The 20,087-nt window shown below is 72.4% G+C and carries 18 protein-coding genes and 1 pseudogene; 7 read left to right on the plus strand and 12 right to left on the minus strand.

Annotated elements, in window-relative coordinates:
• Window positions 1-263: 263 nt before the first annotated feature.
• The 3 genes from ACYVHU_RS12110 to ACYVHU_RS12120 all read right to left on the minus strand — a co-directional run bounded on the left by ACYVHU_RS12110 (window position 264) and on the right by ACYVHU_RS12120 (window position 3,387).
• Window positions 264-1,424 (minus strand): GDSL-type esterase/lipase family protein, encoded by a 1,161-nt coding sequence (locus ACYVHU_RS12110; RefSeq protein WP_078761137.1) that lies wholly within the window; start codon window positions 1,422-1,424, stop codon window positions 264-266.
• Between the two features lie 81 nt (window positions 1,425-1,505).
• Window positions 1,506-2,075 carry a TetR/AcrR family transcriptional regulator gene (locus tag ACYVHU_RS12115; RefSeq protein ID WP_498948403.1) on the minus strand — a complete coding sequence of 190 codons (570 nt, stop codon included), beginning with the start codon at window positions 2,073-2,075 and terminating at the stop codon, window positions 1,506-1,508.
• Window positions 2,076-2,685: 610 nt separating this feature from the next.
• Window positions 2,686-3,387: a TioE family transcriptional regulator gene (locus ACYVHU_RS12120; RefSeq protein WP_432940617.1), complete on the minus strand. Its 702-nt coding sequence runs from the start codon at window positions 3,385-3,387 to the stop codon at window positions 2,686-2,688.
• Between the two features lie 94 nt (window positions 3,388-3,481).
• On the opposite strand from ACYVHU_RS12120, the pseudogene ACYVHU_RS12125 reads away from it, so the two are divergent.
• Both ACYVHU_RS12125 and ACYVHU_RS12130 read left to right on the plus strand, forming a co-directional pair.
• Window positions 3,482-3,685, plus strand: a pseudogene (locus ACYVHU_RS12125) (putative immunity protein); the annotation flags it as partial.
• Window positions 3,686-3,788: 103 nt separating this feature from the next.
• On the plus strand, window positions 3,789-4,019 hold the full coding sequence (locus ACYVHU_RS12130) for a hypothetical protein (RefSeq protein WP_498948404.1): 231 nt from the start codon (window positions 3,789-3,791) through the stop codon (window positions 4,017-4,019).
• A 248-nt stretch (window positions 4,020-4,267) separates the two neighbouring features.
• Here the strand turns inward: ACYVHU_RS12130 and ACYVHU_RS12135 are convergent, their stop codons facing one another.
• Window positions 4,268-4,420, minus strand: a complete 153-nt coding sequence (locus tag ACYVHU_RS12135; protein ID WP_235000870.1) for a hypothetical protein — start codon at window positions 4,418-4,420, stop codon at window positions 4,268-4,270.
• Between the two features lie 521 nt (window positions 4,421-4,941).
• On the minus strand, window positions 4,942-5,547 hold the full coding sequence (locus ACYVHU_RS12140) for a helix-turn-helix domain-containing protein (protein ID WP_078761129.1): 606 nt from the start codon (window positions 5,545-5,547) through the stop codon (window positions 4,942-4,944).
• Window positions 5,548-5,640: 93 nt separating this feature from the next.
• On the opposite strand from ACYVHU_RS12140, the gene ACYVHU_RS12145 reads away from it, so the two are divergent.
• On the plus strand, window positions 5,641-6,648 hold the full coding sequence (locus ACYVHU_RS12145; protein ID WP_432941759.1) for an NAD(P)/FAD-dependent oxidoreductase: 1,008 nt from the start codon (window positions 5,641-5,643) through the stop codon (window positions 6,646-6,648).
• A gap of 359 nt (window positions 6,649-7,007) precedes the next feature.
• Window positions 7,008-7,298: a hypothetical protein gene (locus ACYVHU_RS12150; protein ID WP_432940624.1), complete on the plus strand. Its 291-nt coding sequence runs from the start codon at window positions 7,008-7,010 to the stop codon at window positions 7,296-7,298.
• 582 nt (window positions 7,299-7,880) lie between these two features.
• Here ACYVHU_RS12150 and ACYVHU_RS12155 read toward each other — a convergent pair.
• The 7 genes from ACYVHU_RS12155 to ACYVHU_RS12185 all read right to left on the minus strand — a co-directional run bounded on the left by ACYVHU_RS12155 (window position 7,881) and on the right by ACYVHU_RS12185 (window position 16,358).
• Window positions 7,881-9,542 carry an ATP-binding cassette domain-containing protein gene (locus ACYVHU_RS12155; RefSeq protein WP_498948407.1) on the minus strand — a complete coding sequence of 554 codons (1,662 nt, stop codon included), beginning with the start codon at window positions 9,540-9,542 and terminating at the stop codon, window positions 7,881-7,883.
• A 368-nt stretch (window positions 9,543-9,910) separates the two neighbouring features.
• Window positions 9,911-10,318, minus strand: a complete 408-nt coding sequence (locus tag ACYVHU_RS12160; RefSeq protein WP_078761123.1) for a hypothetical protein — start codon at window positions 10,316-10,318, stop codon at window positions 9,911-9,913.
• A gap of 53 nt (window positions 10,319-10,371) precedes the next feature.
• A complete protein-coding gene (locus ACYVHU_RS12165; RefSeq protein WP_432940628.1) occupies window positions 10,372-11,025 on the minus strand; it encodes a response regulator in 654 nt (217 codons plus the stop codon).
• Window positions 11,022-12,473, minus strand: a complete 1,452-nt coding sequence (locus tag ACYVHU_RS12170) for a sensor histidine kinase (protein ID WP_498948410.1) — start codon at window positions 12,471-12,473, stop codon at window positions 11,022-11,024. The genes ACYVHU_RS12165 and ACYVHU_RS12170 overlap by 4 nt, the downstream gene beginning before the upstream one ends.
• Window positions 12,474-12,571: 98 nt before the next feature.
• The gene (locus ACYVHU_RS12175; protein ID WP_235000868.1) at window positions 12,572-14,578 is read right to left on the minus strand and encodes a serine hydrolase domain-containing protein; all 2,007 of its coding nucleotides are present in this window, start codon (window positions 14,576-14,578) and stop codon (window positions 12,572-12,574) included.
• Window positions 14,579-15,219: 641 nt separating this feature from the next.
• Window positions 15,220-15,738, minus strand: coding sequence for a hypothetical protein (locus ACYVHU_RS12180; protein WP_144390035.1), 519 nt, complete (start codon window positions 15,736-15,738; stop codon window positions 15,220-15,222).
• A gap of 2 nt (window positions 15,739-15,740) precedes the next feature.
• Window positions 15,741-16,358 (minus strand): hypothetical protein, encoded by a 618-nt coding sequence (locus ACYVHU_RS12185; protein WP_078761118.1) that lies wholly within the window; start codon window positions 16,356-16,358, stop codon window positions 15,741-15,743.
• Window positions 16,359-16,502: 144 nt separating this feature from the next.
• Here ACYVHU_RS12185 and ACYVHU_RS12190 point away from each other — a divergent pair, with 144 nt between their 5' ends.
• The 3 genes from ACYVHU_RS12190 (at window position 16,503) to ACYVHU_RS12200 (ending at window position 20,085) form a co-directional block, all read left to right on the plus strand.
• Window positions 16,503-17,315, plus strand: a complete 813-nt coding sequence (locus ACYVHU_RS12190) for an alpha/beta fold hydrolase (RefSeq protein ID WP_078761117.1) — start codon at window positions 16,503-16,505, stop codon at window positions 17,313-17,315.
• 840 nt (window positions 17,316-18,155) lie between these two features.
• Complete coding sequence (locus tag ACYVHU_RS12195; RefSeq protein WP_432940636.1) at window positions 18,156-19,082, plus strand: STAS domain-containing protein; 927 nt, start codon at window positions 18,156-18,158, stop codon at window positions 19,080-19,082.
• Between the two features lie 64 nt (window positions 19,083-19,146).
• Entirely contained in the window at window positions 19,147-20,085 is a 939-nt protein-coding gene (locus tag ACYVHU_RS12200; protein ID WP_200813576.1) for an LLM class flavin-dependent oxidoreductase, read from the plus strand.
• Window positions 20,086-20,087 lie beyond the last annotated feature (2 nt).

The raw sequence follows: 20,087 nt of genomic DNA on the forward strand, positions 1-20,087 counted from the left end.
CGCCGTGGCGGGAGGCCACCGGGCGTCGGGGGGAAGGGGATTCCCGGCCACGGCCGTGGAGCCGGCGGCAGGCGCCTTCGCCCCGTGGGGCGTCGCAGACCACCGCGGTCCCCTTCTGCCCACCCCGTCCACCGGACCGCGCTTGGCCGGGGCAGACGGCTTCGAACGGGACGCGCGGGGGCGCCCATCGGCCGGTCGCGCCGTCGGGCGGGAAGGGGCGGCGCCTTCGAAACGCCGCTCCCCCGGATTTCGCGGTGCTCCCCTCAGGGGTGCCGGGGGGCGAACGGACCGCCGGCGCCGAAAGCGAGGTCGGCGAAGCGTTCGCCGATGCGGCGGTGGGTGGCCGCGTCCGGGTGGAGCCCGTCGGGGAGCGGCAGCTCGGCGAAGTCCGCCTCGCCGTAGAGGTCACGGCCGTCGAGGTAGTACAGGTTCGGATCGTCGGCGGCCCGCTGCTCGACGATGCGGGCGAGTTCCCCGCGGATGACGGTGAGCGTCAGCTTGCCCGCGGCGCGCTCCGCCGGGTCGCCCACGGCCCGGAACTCCACCTTCCCGTCGGTGAAGACCGGGGCGCCGGGGCCGGGGGTGTCCTCGTGGGTGGGGCAGTGGATCGGAGAGACGACCAGCAGGGGCGTGGTGGGGTGCCCCTCGCGGACGGTGTCGAGGAAACCGTGGACCGCGGGGGTGAAGGCGCGCAGCCTCATCAGGTCCACGTTGACGATGTTGATACCGATTTTGAGGCTGATCAGGTCGGCGGGGACGTCCCGTATGGTGCGCGCGGTGAAGGGGTCGAGCAGGGCGCTGCCGCCCAGACCGAGGTTGACCAGTTCCACGGAGCCGAGGGACGCGGCGAGTGCGGGCCAGGTGGTGGTGGGACTGGCGGCGTCGGAGCCGTGACTGATCGAACTGCCATGGTGCAGCCACACCCGCCGCCCCCGGTCCGGCACGGGCGCGACGGGGGCATCGGTGCGCAGGGCGAGGAGCTCGGTGGTCTCGTTGTGCGGGAGCCAGACCTCGACGTCCTTGACGCGGTCGGGCAGACCGGCGAACCGCACGGTGCCGGCCGGCCCGGGCCGTTTCTCGACGCTGCCGGTGACCATGTCGATGGACAGGGTGTTTCCGCCGTCCACGACGGCCTGGTCGCTGAGACGGCCGTCGATGACCAGGTCGTATACGCCGTCCGGGCGGGGAGGGGCGCCCACGTAGGCGCGTTTGGTGGCAAGCGTGTCGAGTTCCACGACGGTGGCCCTGGTGCGGAAGGCCAGGCGCACCCCCGAGGGCTGGGACTCCGCCATGGCCAGTTGCGGGTCGGCGCACTGGGCCCGGGCCCAGGAGGGCAACCGGTGTGGGAGCACACCGCGTTCGGTGTGCTCCAGGTCGAGCGCGCCGCGGAGGAGATCGGTGGTGACGGGTGTGGTGATGTGCATCGTGTCGCCTGCTGTTCGAGATCGTTCGGGTCGCTCTGGTTCGCCACGTCGGCACGGGGCCGTGCCGGGCGCGCGTCACGGTCAGGCAGCGGGCCAGTTCCGCAACAGGGTGTCGAGGGCGTCCAGGGTCCGTGTCCACGTCTCCTGGGTGTCGGGCGCGCTGTGGCTGAACCCTCCCCCCATCTCCAGGGACACGTAACCGTGGAAGACGCTGCCCAGGAGCCGGACCGCGTGGGTCTGCTCCGGTTCGGCCAGGTCGTAGCCGCGCAGGATCGCCCGGGTCATCTGGGCGTGCCTGACCCCGGCGCTGGCGGCCGCCGTCTCCGGGTCCAGGCGGAACTGGGCCGCGGCGTAGCGTCCGGGGTGTTCGCGGGCGTAGTCGCGGTAGACGTTCGCGAGGGCCGTCAGGGCGTCCTTGCCGGCCCGGCCGGCCAGGGCCTCGGCGGCGCGATCGGCGAGTTCCTCCAGGGCGAGCAGGGCGATCCTGGTCCTGAGGTCCTGAGAGTTCCTCAGGTGTGAGTACAGGCTCGCGACCTTGACGTCGAACCGCCTGGCCAGCGCCGAGACGGTGACCTGGTCGAAGCCGACCTCGTCGGCCAGCTCCGCCCCCGCTCTGGTCAGTCGTTCCACGGTGAGTCCCGCTCGTGGCATAACACTTCCCCCAACTTCCATAAATGACTATACAGGAGCCTAATGTGTTTAGGAAAATGATCTAGTACTTCAGGATGGGCTGGCCGGATGGGACAGGGTGGTCCACACGGGAGGGACGGCGCGAGGGCCGGCGGGGAAACCAGGCCACGACGGTGGATCGACGACGGTGCTCCCCCACTCCACGCTCGCCGGGCCGCGGAATCGCCCCGCCCCCGCATGGCCGGGGACAACCCCCTGGCACCCGTTCCGGACACGGCGGGCCACCGGCTCGGTCCGGCGCCCCGGGGCACGGGATCTCCACAGGAGGGCCGACCGCGTGACGGTCCCGGCCGCGGACCTGGCGGTCGGTCGCCGGGGTCCACCGCCGAGCCGGGCCGGCCGCGACCGGGTGATCCGCCGCTCGGCTCACCATGCGGGCCTGCGCGTCGCGGCCTTCCGGTTGTCGGCGCGCGGGGACCGGTCGGACGGCAGGGCCAGGTCCCGGAAGACCGGCGGCCCCGGCCGGGCCGATGCCGCCCGCCTCCCTTCTCCGCGTTCCACCGGTTCGGGGAGGCGCCCGGCGCGTCCCGGCGCCGAGGAACGGGACGGCACCGTCTACGCGCGGGTCGCGCTACGGCGTCCCCAGATAGGTGTCGAGCGCGGCCGCGCCCGCCAGCATCGCCCGGCCCCGCGCCGTCAGCCGGTCGCGCCACTCCCCCAGCGTCGCCTGGAGCGGGTGCGGTCCGCCGGCCGCCCGCACCCGCTCCACCACCAGCGCGATCCGCTCCACCCCGTACCCGCCCCGCCGTAGCTGGTGGGCCAGCAGTACGTCGCGCACCTCGGCGGAGGTGTAGATCCGGTACCCGGTTCGCGGGTCGCGGCGGGGCGTGACCAGTCCGGCCCGCTCCCAGGCGCGCAGCGTCGCCGGGCGGACACCGACCCTGCGCGCCAGCGGCCCGATGAACGTCACCCCCGGCTCCGCCGGTTCGCGTGGCGGCATCGGATCGTCCAGCGCCCGTTCCACGGCCTCCAGCGTGCGCCGATCCTCGGCCAGTTGCGCGTGGCCGTCGTCGATGAGCCGCAACGCCTCCTCGACGGCGCCGCTGTTCGCGGCCCGCATGATCGCCCCCGCGGTCGCGTGACCGTGCGCGGGGATCAAGGCCAGAAACGCCCGTAGCGCCGCCGCGTGGCGCGGAGTGTAGCGACGATAGCCGTGCGGTGAACGCTCGGCCGGAGGCAGGAATCCGGCCTCCTCGTAGTTGCGCACCGCCTGCGTGGACAGGCCGTGCTCACGCGCCAGATCGACAGGCCGCAACCGTGTTTTAAGGTTCATCCTCACCCACGAGGGAAAACGCCCCAGAAGTTCACACCGAGGTTTCAAAGATACCGTTGAAGTGACTTCGGCCCCCGCATGGAAGGACCGCGCCATGACGGATGGCTCCACGGCCATCGAGCTCAGCCGCTGCGAACTCCGCGAGATCACCGGCTACGCGGTGGCGTGCGCGCGGCCCGCGCTGGCGATCTTCGAACGTGAACGCCCCGACGACCGGCGTCCACGGGCCGCGATCGAGGCCGCGCAGGCGTTCGCGGACGGAGCCGAGCGGACCAGGGTGCTGCGCGACAACGCCTGGGCGGCGCACCGGGCGGCTCAGGAGACCCGCGACACGGGACAGGCCGCGGCGAGCGACGCCGCGCGCGGCCGCCAACGCGTGCGGCGCGGCGTTCCTCCATCCCTTGGCGAAGGCCACGCAGGTCAAGCACATCCTCGGGTCGGCGGCCCATGCCGCGCGGGCGTTCGAGCTCTCCGCCGGGGACGATCCCGCCGTCGCGGCCGAGCACATCGCGCGGGCGCGGGCTCGCGCGCGTCCCGTCGTGGTGGACGTCTTGCGGCGCTATCCGCCCGCCCCGGCCGGTGGCGGGCGGGTCGGGGAGCTGATCCGTCGGTTGGACGTGTCACTGCGCTGATCCCCGGCGCCGTGCCCGTGCCCGTGGACGGGGCGCGTGGGCAGCCGGCCCGGGCCGGCGTCCACCGCGCGAACGCCGGCCCGAGGTTCTACGAGCCGGGACCGCACCCGGGAGGAGGCGCGTCGGTTCCTTCGGCGTCTTGCCCACCCCGCCCGCCGGGGCCGAGCGCGCGGTCATGGCGGAGACCGGAAAGAGGCCCGTCCCCTTCCTTGGGGAACGGGCCGGGCCACGATGGACGTGGGGAGAGGTCAGTCGTCGATCTCTCCGGTGAGATGACGGTGGGCCTCGCGCCGGCCCGCGTAACGCTCCCGGCGATTGTCGGCCCTGGTCATCCGCTGCCACTCCTTCACGCAGGAGCGCACGTTACACCCCGAACAGCAGGTGTGGCCGAACAGCAGCACGCCGGGGTGCTCCCACCGACAACGCGTGTCCGGTTCCTCCCGTGTCGGCCTCGGCGGCAGGTCGCAGGGGCCGTAACGGTGATCGTGAACCGGCCGAGGGCGGTGCTCCGCGTGGCGGACCCACAGCGGCTTCGTCTTGTCCGTACGAGACATCTCGTTCCTTCTGGAACCGCCGCCCGAACTCCCGGACCCTCCGGGCGGGCGGCTAGGTTCGCAGCTTCACGGCGACACCCCTTTTCTCGGCTCTGGCGCCGATCGGTCCGTCCGCCCCACGGACGGGACGGTCGTCGACGTCCCGATGTTCCCCACACCGGTTCCCCCGCGTCAAGGCGTCCCGGCGCCTCCGGAGGTCGGCTCCGCGGCCGCCAGGCCGTCCGTCCGCGTGTTCCGTCCCTGGTGGAGGCGGGTGGGCGCCACCCCGCGGTCGCCGCGGAGCCCGCCTCCGGCGCCGAACCGGTTCAGCGGGAGAAACGTGGGGGCCTCGGCGGCGCGCGGGCCGACCACCACCGCCCGGGGACGCCTCAGTCGAGACGGTCGGAGGAACGGTCCGTCTTGGGACGGGCGCGCAGGTGCGCGCGTTCGCCCTGCCGGCCGAACAGGCTGAGGATCTCGACCGCATCCTCGGCGGCGGGGCCGAACCAGTGCGGCACGCGGGTGTCGAACTCGGCCGCTTCACCGGGGGAGAGCACGAGGTCGTGGTCGCCGAGGATGATCCTGAGGCGACCGTTGAGGACGTAGAGCCATTCGTATCCCTCGTGGCTCTGCGGATCGGGTTCGCCCGTCCGGTCGGCGGCCTGGATCACGAGCTTGTAGGCCTGGATGCCCCCGGCCCGGCGGGTCAGGGGCAGCATGGTCATGCCGTTGCGGGTGACCGGCCGCAGATGGACGCGCGGGTCGCCGGTGAGCGGGGCGTCGACCAGTTCGTCGAGGGTGACCCCGTGCGCCTTGGCGAGGGGGAGCAGGAGTTCGAGGGTCGGCCGACGGCTACCGGACTCCAGCCGGGACAGGGTGCTCACCGAGATGCCGGTCGCCGCGGACAGCTCCGCCAGCGTGATCTCGCGTTGCCGGCGCAGCGCGCGCAGCCGGGGGCCGACCGCGTCGAGTGCCTGGTTCAGGTCGTCGCCCATACCGCCAGTTTGCCATAGCGGCAAAGAACTTTGCGATATTCACCGCAGGTCCGCATATTCGTCGTGGAGGTGGTCGAAGTGACCAATGACCAGATGAGAGACCACTACGACGTGGTGGTGGTCGGCGGCGGGGCCGCGGGACTGAACGGAGCGCTGATGCTCGCCCGGGCACGACGATCGGTGGTGGTGATCGACGCGGACGCCCCGCGCAACCGTCCGGCCTCGGGCGTGCACGGACTGCTGGCCCTGGACGGGACTCCCCCCGCCGAGCTGCTGGAGCGCGGTCGCGCCGAGGTCCGTCGCTACGGCGGCCACGTGGTGTCCGGAGAGGTCGCGACGGCATCCCGCGACGCCGACGGGTTCACCGTGACACTGGCGGGCGGCGGCTCGGTCCGGGCCCGCAGGCTGCTGGTGACCAGCGGGCTGGTCGACGAACTGCCGGACGTGCCCGGGCTCGGGGACCGCTGGGGCCGAGACGTGCTGCACTGCCCCTACTGCCACGGCTGGGAGGTCCGCGACCAGGCCATCGGGGTGCTGGCGAGCGGTCCCATGTCCGTCCACCAGGCGTTGTTGTTCCGGCAGTGGAGCGACGACGTCACCTTCTTCTCCCACACCCGGCCGGCGCCCTCCGCCGAGGAGGCGGAGAAGCTGGCGGCCCGGGGGATCCGGGTGGTGACCGGCGAGGTGGCCCGCCTGGAGGTCGTCGAGGATCGGCTCGTGGGGGTGCGGATGGCCGACGGCACGACGGTCGGCCGCGAGGCGCTGGCGGTCTCCCCGCGGATGGTGGCGCGCGCGGGCTTCCTGTCGACGCTCGGTCTCCATCCGGTCGAGCACCCGGCGGGGGTCGGAGAGCACATTCCCACCGACCCGACCGGCCGCACGGAGGTGCCCGGGGTGTGGGCCGCCGGCAACGTCACCGACCTGATGGCGCAGGTGGGCGCCTCGGCCGCGGCCGGTGCCGCCGCCGGCGCCCAGATCAACGCCGACCTGGTCGAGGAGGAGACCCGACAGGCCGTCGCCTCCTACCGGACCCCTTTCTCGGCCGAGGCGGAGGCGCGGGTCGGCGAGCTCGCGATGGGCGAGCGCGGTCACGGGCTGTGAGACTGGAGGAGGACGGCATGACCGGGAAATCCGCCCGAGAGTGCTGGGAGGAGCGGTACCGCGGCCACCACGGTGCCCCCGGCACCGGCGACCCCGGTCCGCACCTGGTGGCCGAAACCGTGGACCTCCCCCCGGCACGGCCCTGGAGGCGGGCCGCGGCGAGGGGGCCGACGCCGTCTGGCCGGCCACGCGCGGCTGGAGGGTGACGGCGGTGGACATCGCCGACGCCGCGTTGCGTCGCGCGCGAACGCGTCGCGGTCCAGGGGGACGACGTCGCGGGACGGATCGACTGGGCGCGGGCCGGCCTGGCGGAGTGGACCCCGCCCGAGGAGCGCCTCGACCTCGTCTCCTCGCACTACGTGCACCCGGCGACGTCGCGCGACTCCCTGTTCCGCGGGTTGGCGGCGGTGGTCGCCCCGGGCGGCACGTTGCTCATCGCCGGCCACCATCCCGCACATCCTCGGACGGGCATCTCACACGCCGCGGTGGCGCACGCGCGCTTCACCCCCGAGGAGGTGGCGGCCGGCCCGCCCTCCAGTAAATGGGAGATCGTCGTCGTCGCCGAGGCCCGGCCTCGAACGATCACCGACCCCTACGGCCGCGAGGTGACCATGCGCGACACGGTCCTGCGCGCCCGCCGACTCCCGTGACCGGGGTGTCCTGTGGCCGGGCCGCCACGCCCACGGTTCCCGGGCGGGCCCGGACCTGACCGGGACGGCCGCGCCAAGCGTCCGGGCGGCCTGGATCCGGCCCTGCCCCATCAGGCCCCGAGCGGCCGAGCTGTCGGTGGACCCGGCCTCCTTCCCCCGGGAGGGAGGCGGCGCCGGCCTGCCGGGCGGGACTGACCCCTCGGAAGGCCCGCCCCGGCCGCCGGCCATCCACGCCGACGACGGACGCGGTGCCTCCCGAGGCGTATCCGCGGGGCGCCTCCCCTGGTCGCGGTCTGCCCGGATCACGTCGTCATCCTCCCGTCCCCATCCGGGACGGGCGCGCGCCGGCCCCGGGGCGGACCGCGGCGAGAGGAGGCGGCCGGGGATCGTTCGGCCCGTCCCGCGCCCGATCACGCAGGGCTCGGGACGGGCCGCCGTCGGAGTCCGGGCGGAGGACACCGCGGCCACGCGTTCGGCCGCCCCCGCCGTGGCGTCCTCGAACCCGCCGCGACCGGACGGCGGCGAGGATCCCGCGCGTGGCGGCGTTCCCCGGCCACGGCGCCCCGCGCCCCTCTTTTCGGATCAGTCGGCGTCCACCCCCTGGAGCAGCCCGCGCACCTGCTCCGCGTCGGTCTCCTGGAGCTCCTCCCCCAGGAACAGCCACCGGGAGACCCCCACCGATTCGAGGAAGGCCAGATCGTGGCCGGCGATCAGCAGCGCCCCCTCGTAGGACTCCAACGCCCCGGTCAGCTGGCGCATGCTGGCCAGGTCGAGGTTGTTGGTGGGCTCGTCCAGCATCAGCAGCTGGGGGGCCGGGGTGGCCAGCAGCAGTGCCGCGAGGGTGGCGCGGAAGCGCTCGCCCCCTGAGAGGGTGCCCACGGGCTGTTCGGCACGCGCGCCCCGGAACAGGAAGCGCGCGAGCTGGGCGCGGACGTGGTTGTCGGTGGCGTCCGGGGCCATACGCGCCACGTTGTGCGCGATGCTCGACCCCTCGTCCAGCACGTTCAGACGCTGGGGCAGGAACCGGGTCGGCACGAACGTCTCGGCCGAGCCGGCCACGGGGGCGAGCTCCCCGGCGATGGTCCGCAGCAGCGTGGTCTTCCCGGCCCCGTTGCGCCCGACCAGGGCGATGCGCTCGGGGCCTCGAACGTCGAGGTCGGCGTCACGCAACCGGGCGTGGGGCAGGCTCAGCCCGCGAACGGTCAGGACGGTCCGCCCCGCGGGCACCTCGGTGCGGGGAAGGCTCACCTTGATCTCGGCGTCGTCGCGGATCGCGTCGGCGGCCTCCTCCCGTCGCTCGCGGGCCTCGGTGAGACGTTCCTCATGGAGGCCGCGCAGTTTGCCCGCCGACTCCTGCGCCGAACGCTTGCGCGCGCCGGCGACGATCCTGGGCACCCGCCGTTGGACGTCCATCTTCTTGCTGTGCCGCTGGCGGCGGGCCAGTTTGGTCTGGGTCTCCTCCAGTTCCCGCCTTTGACGGCGGACGTCGGCTTCGGCGGCGCGCAGCATGCGCTCGGCCGCCTCCTGCTGGGTGGCGACGGCCTCCTCGTAGGCGGACCAGCCGCCCCCATACCAGTTCACCGTCCCCGCCCGCAGCTCGGCGATACGGTCCACCCGTTCCAGCAGGTCACGGTCGTGGCTGACGATGATCATGACGCCGGAACGCCAGGAGTCGACGGCGTCGTAGAGCCTGCGCCGAGCGAACAGGTCGAGGTTGTTGGTGGGCTCGTCGAGCAGCAGGACGTCGGGGCGTTGCAGGAGCAGCGCCGCCAGGCGCAGCAGGACGGTCTCCCCTCCTGACATCCGGCCCACGGTGCGGTCCAGGTCGAGACCGCCGAGTCCGAGCGAACCCAGCGTGGCCTGGGCGCGCTCCTCGACGTCCCAATCGTCGCCGACGGTCTCGAAGTGCTGCTCGGCCACGTCGCCGGACTCGATGGCGCGCAGGGCCGCGCGCCGTTCGGCGATGCCGAGGGCCTGGTCGACTCGCAGCTCCGTGTCCAAGGTGATGTCCTGGGGCAGGTAGGCGATCGCGCCGGTCACGGTCACCGACCCCCGGGAGGGGCGTAGCCGTCCGGCGAGCAGGCGCAACAGGGTGGACTTGCCCGTGCCGTTGGCCCCGATGAGGCCGGTACGGCCCCGGCCGACGGTCAGGGACAGCCCGTCGAGGACGGGGGTGCCGTCCGACCATTGGAAGGACAGGTCGGAGCAGGAGACGGTCACGCCGGACGTGGTGGACTCTGTCATGGTGATCCTCGCGTTCGAAGTGAGTCAGGTGACTTCGTGTGCGAGCACCACGCGGTGGTCGGCCGTAAGGCGGAGGAGACCCTCCGGGAAGAAGGACGGCTCATGCACCGAGGTTGCGTCCACGCGGGCCACGGGAGACTGAGAAGCCTGCTACGTCGTGGCGGGGATACGGCCGGCGCCGTACCGCGCGGTGATCGCGAACCTCAGATGCGCAACGTCCACCTCTATCGGAGACGACAAGGACGTGTGTGACTGTACCCCATCGCTCTGCCGGACGCTCCTGAATAAACCGCGCCTCGACGGGGCGTTCGCGTTGGGCGCCGGTCTCTCCTCCACGGCGGTGGGGAGAACCGGGTACCGCTCGCGCCTCACCCCTCCTCCCCGGCCCTCTCCTCCGCGCGCAACGACCACTCCCTGACCGAGGGGACGCGGTCCAACAGTCCGCTGACCCGCATCCCCTCTTCACGCGAGGTCACCCGCGGTAGCGGGGCGAAGGCGTCGGGGAGCATGTCGAGCAGGCTCATCACGTACCCTCCCGTACGCAGCGAGAGCAGCAGCTCGCACCTCAACTGACGCGGGAGGTCCGGCCGGTGGTAGGCGGTGTTCCACAGGGCGGGCCACAGGTAGTGGGCCCCGTCGGGCGCCGCGTGGGCCCTCACCCAGGCGGGGTCCAACCGCTGGTTGAGGTCGAGGTCGTGTGCCTGTTCCTCCAGGCCGAGCAGCGACGCCGCATCGATGACCTTGACCTCACGCGGCAGTGGCGGATCCGAGTCCATCGGATCATGATGCCCGACACTGCCCCGGCCGCCCCTACCGCGACAGGGGCGGCCTAGACCTCGGCCACGCCGTTCCGGTACGCCCAGACCACGGTCTGTACGCGGTCGCGGGTGCCGATCTTGGCCATGGCCCGCCCCAGGTGGGACTTGACCGTGCTCGCCTCGATGAACAGTGCCCGGCCGATCTCGGCGTTGGACATGCCCTGGGCGAGGAGCCGGACGATGTCGGCCTCGCGCGCGGTCAGCAGGTCCAGGGCCTCGGGGCGGGGGCGCGCGGCCGGCCTGCGGCGCGCGAACTCCGCCATCACCCGTCGGGTCACGGCCTGGTCCACCAGCCCGTACCCCCTGGCGAGCCTGCGCACGGCGTCGATCAGCTCGTCGGGCTCGGTGTCCTTGAGGACGAATCCGCTCGCCCCTGCCTCCAACGCGCCGAAGACGTACTCGTCCAGGTCGAAGGTGGTCACGATGAGGATGGCGGGCGGCTCGGAGGAGGATTCCAGGATCCGCCGGGTGGCCGACAGTCCGTCACCGCCGGGCATGCGCACGTCCATGCAGATCACGTCCGGTCGGAGACGCGCGGCGAGGGTGACGGCCGTGGGGCCGTCACCGCACTCTCCGACGACCTCGATGTCCTCTGCGAGGTTGAGGATGACGCGAAAGCCCGCCCGGACGACGGACTGGTCGTCCACTAAAAGCACCCGGATCACACGCCGCTCCCCTCAGCCGCCTCCCGGCCCGCGGCCGCGGAGATCTCCCTGTCAACGGGCAGGGACAGCCTCACCCGCCACCCGCCCCCGTCCATCGGTCCCGTCTCCAACGTCGCGCCGACCAGGTGGGCCCGTTCCCTCATGCCGAGCAGTCCCAGCCCCCGCGGGGCCCCTGCGGTCTGCCCGGTCCGCTCCGCCCTGCCGGCGCCCTCCTCGTTGTCGACCTGGAGGACCAGGCGTGAGGTGCCGTAGTGCAGGAGCAGGCGCACCTCGGCGCCCGCCGCGTGCTCGCGCGCGTTGGACAGCGCCTCCTGGGCCACACGGTAGACCGTGACGTCGGCGACGGGGGGAAGCGGGTAGACCGCTCCCTCACGTCCGAAGGAGATCTGGGCGCCCAGTTCGCGTTCGATGCGCACCAGCGTCTCCACCTCGCCGGCCCCGGGGACGGGAGCGCCCCTGGCGCTCGGGTCCCCGCTGTGCATGAGGTCGGTGCCGGCCGGGGCGGGGTCCTCCCCGGGATCGCGCAGGGCGCCCACGACCAGGCGCAGGCTGTCGAGCGTTCTCCGTCCCTGCGCGCGCACCCACGCCGTCGCCTCGCGGGCCGCCTGGTCGTCGCGGCCGATGAGGCGTTCCGCGGCGGCCGCCTGCACCACCATGCCGGACAGGTGGTGGGCCGCGATGTCGTGGAGTTCGCGCGCCATGCGCGTCCGTTCGGCCTTGATCGCGGCCTCGGCCCTCTCGTGCTGCCTTTGGATCGCGTCGACCGCGCGGGCGCGGAGCAGGTCCGTGTAGCGTCGCCGGGTTCCCGCGTAGGCCCCCAGGAACGCCGGCCCCGCGTAGACGGGCACGGTCGACACCAGCAGCCCCGCGGCCAATACCAGGTACTCCCCCGAAGTCGAGGGCCGGACGGACGGGAGGGCCTCCAGCCCCAGGGCCGGATCCGACAGTGTGCCGGTCACCAGCGTCGCGAGGGCGGTGTGCAGGAGGATGACGGCGGCGAGCAGCCGCACCAACCGGTTCTGCGGCACGAGGATCCCGCAGGTGTAGGCGGCGATGAGCGGCGCGACGCCCTGCGCCGCCACATGAGGCGGCAGGAACGCCGCGATCGCCACCTGGGCGAGCGCGGTGGCGGCCAGGCACAGGACCGGGTTGCTGCGCCGGACGCACAGCATCAACGACTGCGCGCAGGCCGCGACGGTGACCGCGGTCGCGGCGGAGGAGGGGATCTCGATGCCCTCCGCGCTTCCCAGGAAGTCCATCGCCAACCGGAGCAGAACGCCGGAGGCCACCGCCATGACCACCGCGAGAAGGCAGTCGCGGGCGAGCGCGGAGCGCAATCCCAGACGGTTGAGCGTCGCGTCGAAGGCGCCCGTCCACGGTGGCCCGGCCGCGCCGCCGGATCCGAGGATGTCCCCGGGGGCGCCGGTAGAAGGGCTGCTCTCGGTCATCGCGTCCACCGATTCCTTGATCTGTGCTGGATTGCGAGCGTAACGCCGTGAGAGGAGTGGACCGGTGGGAGTCCGCCCACCGGCCCAGTCGTGACGGATCAGTAGGACATGTCCGGGGAGAGCAGGCCGAAGAGGGCGGCGAACCCGGCCACGCCGATCAGCGCCGACAACACGAGCAGGCCGCCCAGGCAGCGCCGCCAACCCGCGCGGCGGCGGATGTCGCCGACCAGCGCCACGGCGGCCGGGATGATGGCGGCGACGCCGGCCCACTGGGCGCCCAGCAGGGCGTACAGGACTCCCTTGGGCACCTCCTGGAAACCCATGACCAGGCTGACGACCACGGTCCAGCCCGCGAGCGCGGCCAGGGCGCAGGCCACGCCCGCCCGGGCCAGGATCCGGGCCGGACGCCCGGCCGGCTGGGGGGCCGGCAGGGACCGTCCGCGGCGCATCAGCGCGCCGAGAGGCCATGACAGCGCGGCGGCGAGCAGGATCGCGACGGAGACGGCGACCACCGGGAGCGCCAGGGACGCCGTGCGCACGGTGTCGACGGGCAGCAGGGTGAAGGCCGAGCCGAAACCGATCGCCTCCACCTGGTCACCGGCCACGCGCATCGCCAGCAGGCGCTGACCGCCGACCTCGCGCCACACCCACGGCTCGACCTCCTCATAGACCGTGGGCTCCATGGTCTCGGGTCCCGGGGTGACCAGGATCGTGCCGTCCTCGCGGGCGATGACCCGGGTCTGTCCGCCGGCCACGCCCAGGACGGACAGGAAGGTGCTGTACATCGACCGCGAGCTCTCATAGACGCCCTCGGCCATGGCGGCGTGTTCGACCGCCGTCGGCTCGGCCTTGGATGCGGGGGCGTCTTCGGCGGGGAAGTAACGGTCGGCGAAGCCGAACAGGATCTCCTCGCGCAGCCGGAGGCTCTCGATCCCCCCGTGGCCGCCGCCGTTGAGGGCCACGAAGACGCCGGTGCCCTCGTCCGGGTAGATCTGCAGGTGGGAGTGGAAGTACTGGGTGTCCCCACCGTGCCCGAGGATGCGCCGCCCGTTGCGGTCCTCCTCGAAGAAGCCCAGGGCCATGCGCGGTCCCTGGGCCAGCGTTCCCAGGGTCTCCTCGTCCAGCCCCGGCGCGTGCATGAGATCGAGCGTCTGGGGCTCCAGCAGGGGCCGGTCCGCCTGCCCCAGGTGGGCGAGCATGAAGTGGGCCATGTCGGTCGCCGAGGCGGTCAGCGACCCCGCGGGGGCGCCCGCGACGACCTCGAAGGGGCCGGCCGCGGCGGTGTCGACGGTGTAGCCCTCGGCGACGCGCTGCGCGAGGCCGTCGGGCAGGGGCTGGGCGAAGGTGGAGGAGTCCATGCCCAGCGGTTCGAGCACGTTCTCCTGGACGTATTCCTCGAACGGGACGCCGCTGACCCGCTCGACGACGTACCCGGCGAGGGCGTTGCCGTAGTTGGAGTAGGCGGGGACCGTACCGGGTGGGAACACCTGCTCCGGGGGGTCGGTGACCAGGTGCGCGCGCAGGTCGTCCTCGGCGTCTGGGGGGAGAATCATCCCGGCGACCCGCTCTTCGAAACCGGGGGTGTGGGTCAGCAGGTGACGGAGGGTCACGGGCTCGTCGAAGGAGGTCGGCACGGTGAAGTCGATGTACTCGTGGACGTCGGCGTCGAGGTCGACCCGGCCCTCCTCGACGAGCCGCATCACCGCGGTGGCGGTGAACAGCTTGGAGACCGACCCGACCCGGAAGAGCGTCTCCTGTGGATCGACCGGGACCGGTTCGGACCCGTCCGCGCCGGTGTCGGCGTAGCCGTAACCGCGCGCGGTGAGGAGTTCTCCATCGTGGACGACACTGACCGCCGCTCCCGGAATCCCCGTCTGGTCCAGGGCGGCCGGAACCAGCCCGTCCAGCCAGGTCTCCAGGTCCTCTCGGGTGAGGTCCGCGGTGGCGCCGGAGGGGGTCGGCGGGGGTGCGACCGTGTCGGTCGCCGGGACGGCGCAGCCGGTGGCGAGCACACCGGTGGCGACGATGGCGGCCAGGCCCCCCGGGAACACTCGTGGTCGCCGATCGGGCGGGGTGCTGACGCGGGGTGGGGCGGGGGCGGTCACGAGACCTCTCCTGTCTGTGGTCGTACCGGATGCTCGGGGCCTGCCCGTGTGTGGCATCCGGTGGTGTGCTCACCACCCTGCCGGGGAGGGCACTTCCGGCACATCTCGCCGAGGTCCACACTCGATCTACGACCTTTGGCGGAGGCGGCCTCTCCTTCCGGCGGAGGCCGGGGAAGACGGCGGCCGTGCCCGCCCATCCCCGCGGTCACCACCCGGGGTCCCGCCGGCCGTGTCGCGTAGGGAGCCGGTGAGGGGAGGAGGTCACCCGGAGCCCGGCCGCCGCATCCTCACACCTCTGTCATCCCGCGCTGATGTGGGTGCGTCCTCGGTGCGCCGGGACCGACCGGTGAGCATGTCGGCGCCGGCGACCGGTGCCCTCGCCCCCGGCCGCGCGAATCTGCCCGGTCTCACCCGGCCAGGCCGGCCCGATCCCGGTCCCTACGCCCTTGGGGCGGGTGTTCTCGGCGTGGCCTTCGGCGTCTCGCCGCCCTTGGTCGACGCCGCCCGGCCAAAACGGCGCCGTCCAAGGGACGTTGTCTCGGCCCCGCCCGCCCTGACGGGCCATCCTTCGGGAACGGGATCCGCCCCTCGCTCACCGGGAGGCCGGCCGGTCCTCCCCTGGGGCCGGTCCGGTTCCGCCATCACGTGGGCGACGGAGACCGACCGCTCTGCCCGCCTCCGGCGCACCCCAGCAGCGCGGTGGCGGCGTGGCGTGTGCCGTCCTGACCGAACCGGTCGGTCAGCTTCCGAGCCCTCCCGGGAGCAGGTCCCAGGCCGTCCGCGAGCGCCCTCAGCCGCGCCGTCAACAGGTCCCTGGCGCACCGCCGCTTCGAAACCTGGCGCACCACACGGGTGACCGCCGCCAGGATGTCGGGGATCGGGGCGTCGTAGTCGACGGGGTGGCCGATGTGCGCCCAATCCAGGTGCGCGTCACAGCAGCCGTGGTCGCGGAGCAGGCCCACCTGGCGGGGGTGGGTGTCGTTGACCGGCGGCAGCCACAGGGTGGGCACATCGGTCGCCGCGGCGTCGTAGATGTTGCCCAGCCCAGGGGTCATGCAGGCGTAGACGGCACCGCTCATGAGGTCGAGCACGGTCTCGTGGTCGTAGGTGGCGACCGCGGGATCGTCGAGCGCGGCGGCGACATCCTGGCTCGCCGTCACGATCAGGGGTGGCCCTGCGGGGTGCGCCGCGCGGACCGTCGCCACCATGAGGCGCGCGTAGGCGACCGCGTCTGCCGGCCGCCAGAACGGGTTTTGCAGGCCCCCAGGTTGACCAGGACGTGGTCGCCGGCCGTTCGGGCGCGTCGCGGTGGGATGAGCGGGGGGACGACGACGGCGCGCCCCTCCAGTCCGGGTTCCGCCGCGATCCGTTCCCGGACTCCGAAGAAGTCCTGCGCGAGGTACAGCACCGCCTCGAAGGCCACCGGCGGGACGGCGGGCCAGTACCAGGCGAGCGCGTCGTAGACCGCCACGTCCAGGCCCGCGCGCCGGGCCAGCGCGGCCATCTCGAAATCCATGGCCGTGACGAACAGGTCGTAGTGGGGCGCCAGCCGGCGCAGGAGGGACAGCCGTTGCCCGTCGGGCAGGCCCGTTGTCGCGTGGATGGTGTCGTAGGGGGGACTGTGTTGCAGGTCGAGGGTGTGGCCGCCGCCGAAATAACCCAGCCCCGCGCAGAAGGGGGACAGTTCCCCGGCGAGGATCGCCGTCGCCGCCGCGGGTCCGAACCCGAACGGTTCGGCGTTCAGGAGGAGGCGTGGCCCGGTGGCGGTCTCGTCCGCCATGTCGATCACTCCTCCGATGAGGATGGACGCTGAGGCGAGATGCACGTTCTCCGCCGTTTCCATCACGCATGTTACACAGGTCGACTACCTTGGGTAACAACAAAAGGGCGATCTGTCACGACATCGATCGTGTTCTGGAGGAGCATGGACGGGGTAGAGACCGGCGCGCTGGCGGTGCCCGGGGCGACGCTGCACTATGAGACGCGTGGCCGGGGCCCGCTCCTCCTCCTGATCGCGGGCGCCAACTCGGACGCGGTCATCTTCGAACGGCTCGCGGCCGTCCTCGCCGCCGATCACCGGGTCGTCTCCTTCGATCCGCGCGGCAACTCACGCAGTCCGCTGCGGGGACCGTTGGTCGACCAGCGCGTCGAGGAACACTCCGACGACGTCCGCCGCCTGCTCGACCACCTGGATCCGTCCGGTGCCGCGGTCCGGGTGTTCGGCAGTTGCTCGGGCGGGCTCGTCGCGCTGCATTTCGCCGCCCGATACCCGGAGCGGATCGCGGCGCTCGTCGTCCACGAACCGCCCGCGTTCCGACTGCTTCCCGACGCCGAGGAGCATCTGGCCTTCCTCGACACCGTCCGCGCGGCCTTCCAGAACGAGGGGGCCGCGGCGGCGCTGGAGCGGCTCGGCGCGGTCTTCGGGGGGCGCCCCGCGCCGGTGCTGCCCGAGGCGCGGGACAACACGGCCTTCTTCCTGGCCCACGTGATCCACCCCTTTGTCCGCTTCACCCCCGACCTGGCGGCGCTCGCCCCCGTGGCGGATCGCGTCGTGGTGGCCGGCGGACGCGATTCGCGCGCGCAGATCGTGCGCCGCCCGGCCGTCGTCCTCGCCGAGCACCTGTCTCGGGACCTGGTGGAGTTCCCGGGCGGGCACGTCGGTTACGCCAAGTGGCCCGAGGAGTTCGGCGGGCTGCTGCGCGAGGTCCTGTCCTCGGCGGCCTCTCCCTTCTCCTGACCCCGCGCCCCACGACGGGCGCCCCCGTTTCCGGGTTCAGGACCGTCCTTCGGCTCCTGTCCTGGGAGGAGGCCCCTTCGACTCGGGTCTGCGGGAGTCCCAGGGGCAGGAGTGGCGGGTGCGACCGGTGCCGATGCGTCAGGGCGCCCACCGACCTCACCGTCCCCCGGCTTCGTCGTCCGGCTCGGCCGGGTCGTGGTGCCGGCCGATCCGCGGGGACGGCGGTGGCGGGTTCCTCGGCGCCCACCGTGTAGCGCTGCCGGCACGAGGCGACGTGCCGGGAAGCGGTGTCGGACACTCTGCCGACCGCGCCCGGGTATTGGAAGAGACTCCCAGAGGGATCGGCCTTCGGGGATCGGTCCGGTTTCCTGTGGTACCGCTCTCCCCGGCCGGAGGCGGCAACCTCTGACTCCCAAACCGACAGGGCTGCCCGTCGCCTCGATCGAACACGCGGCCTGTCCATAGTTCGCTGGAGGCCAACCTCGGCGCGGCCGCTGCACGTGCCCTCACCGTCGCAGGGGCGTCTTCTGGAAACCCGCCCCTCGAAACTTGCACCTTCCGTGGCCCTGCCATGGCCTTTGCCGGCATACCGTGGGGGAGGACAGAAGTGGCTCTGCGGAGCCGCCGGCACCCGACATGGTGGTGCCGGGAAACCCGGTGGGTGGAGGGATCGCCTCCGTCGTCGGCTTCTGCCGAATCAGCGGCAGGCACGCGGTCCTGTCCCCTATCCGAAGGCGGGTTCCCCATTTCCTGTAAAAACAGCAGGAAGATCGCCCATCCATCTCTCGCCTGGAAGTGTGTCCAGGGCACGGCTTCCCGGAGTTACGGACGCACTGACCCATGCCACGCTTCACTTCATATCCGCCCGCCGTTTCCGCCACACCCCCATCGGTTCCCCGACTGCGCCTGCACCCGGTTCCGGGCCACAGCAGCGTGCTCGACGGAGGATGGTGGCCCCGATCCGGGAACCCCGTCGCGGAGTTGCCAGGTCTGGTCCTCGCACTCGACGAGTACCGGGGAACCGTCCAAAGGCTTGAACTTAGTGCGACCGGTTGGAGGAGCCGACCTGAACTCCTGGAGGTCGCCGGGCGCGCGATCAGACTCTCCTGGTCGCTTTCAACCCCCTCCGACCTGCTCGTCGCCATCGGGAGTACTGGAGCGCGCACGAGATTGCTCGTGGTGCCTCCCGGTGTGAACGACTTTGTGGCCCACTCGGCCATGGAGATCGCCGCACAGACGACGAACACCGACCAGGCCGCACAGATCATGGACACCGCGAGCCTGGCCCCCCGTCCTCCTCTGTCATCTCCCGAGACGGACTGGGAGTCGGAGGGAGGCACCCTCTACGCCGCGGGCGCCCGGAATTTGGGCCCGGCCTCATCACAGAGGCATAGTCACCGCACCTCGAACCGGCCCAGAGGTGTGGAGCCGACCCCCACGGTCGTCAGACTGTCGGGCGAGGTGGACCTGTACACCGTCCCGCAGCTCCGAAAGCGCCTGTTCGAAGCTCTCCGTCCCGGAGCGGGCCTGGTGGCTGTGGACCTGTCCGACGTCACCTTCTTCGGTGCGGCCGGCATCGCCCTCCTGGTGGCAGGACAGTCCCAGGCCGACCGGCTGGGCATCGACTTCAGGCTGGCCGCCCCCAGCCCCCAGACCCGAAAGGTCCTGGACATCACGGGCATGCACGCTTGCCTGCCGACCCATGAGACCCTTGCGGAAGCCTTGGTCGTGGGCGGGTCACTGAGGAGGCCGAGGCCCCACTCCTGAACAAACCCCCTTCAGGGAGCTTGAGTTCTAGAGGTCGTTGCAACACCCCGTCTCTGAAGGGGTGTTGCAACGACCCCTCGAATTCACCCTGGACTTCTTCGGGGTGGGCGAGCACCACCTGCGCGCCATGCCGCTGTCCTCGCCCACCGCCGTGATCAACGCCGCCGCCGCGTCCACGAACCGGATCAAGCTGAGCACCGCGGTCACCGTCCTGTCGACCGACGATCCGATCCGGGTGTTCCAGCAGCTGGCCACCGCCTCGGCCCTGGCCCCCGGACGCATCGAGCTGGTCGCCGGACGCGGGTCCTCGACGATCACGTTCCCGCTCTTCGACTACGACGAGCGCGACTATGACATGCTCTACGCCTCCAAGCTCGCCCTGCTCATGGCCGTCAACACCGACGAGAGCCCCACCTTTGATGGCCCGCACCGGAATCGGCCGCTGCGGGACCTCACCATCGTCCCGCGGCCCGAGGAGCCGCTGAAGATCTGGCTAGGCACCGGCGGCAGCCCGAACTCGGTCCACCGCGCCGCCGAATTGGGGCTGCCGATGTTCCTGGGCATCCTGGGCGGCACCCCCGAGTACTGGGCGCGGTACGGGCACGTCTACCGCGACGCCTGGGCCCAGGCCGGGCACCCTGCCGAGAAGGCCGATATCGCCGTGGCCGTGCACGGGTTCGTCGCCGAGTCCGGGGACCGGGCGCGGGCTACCTATCTGGACTACGAGCACCGGATGATGGCCGACGGTGCCGCCGAACTCGGTCGCCCCGTCCCGGCGCGCACCGACCGCGCCGCGGCCTTGGGAGCCGGCGGCATGGTCTTCGTCGGCGACCCGAACGAGATCGCCGACCGGATCCTGCATCTGCACGGGTTGCTTGGCCACACCCGCCAGATCCTGCAGATGGACGTCGGTGGTATGCCCCAACGTGACTTCCTGCGCGGTATCGAACTGCTCGGCACCAAAGTGCTCCCGCAGATCCGCGCCGAACTGGGAACGCCGTAGGC

The sequence above is a fragment of the Marinactinospora endophytica genome (assembly GCF_054780875.1).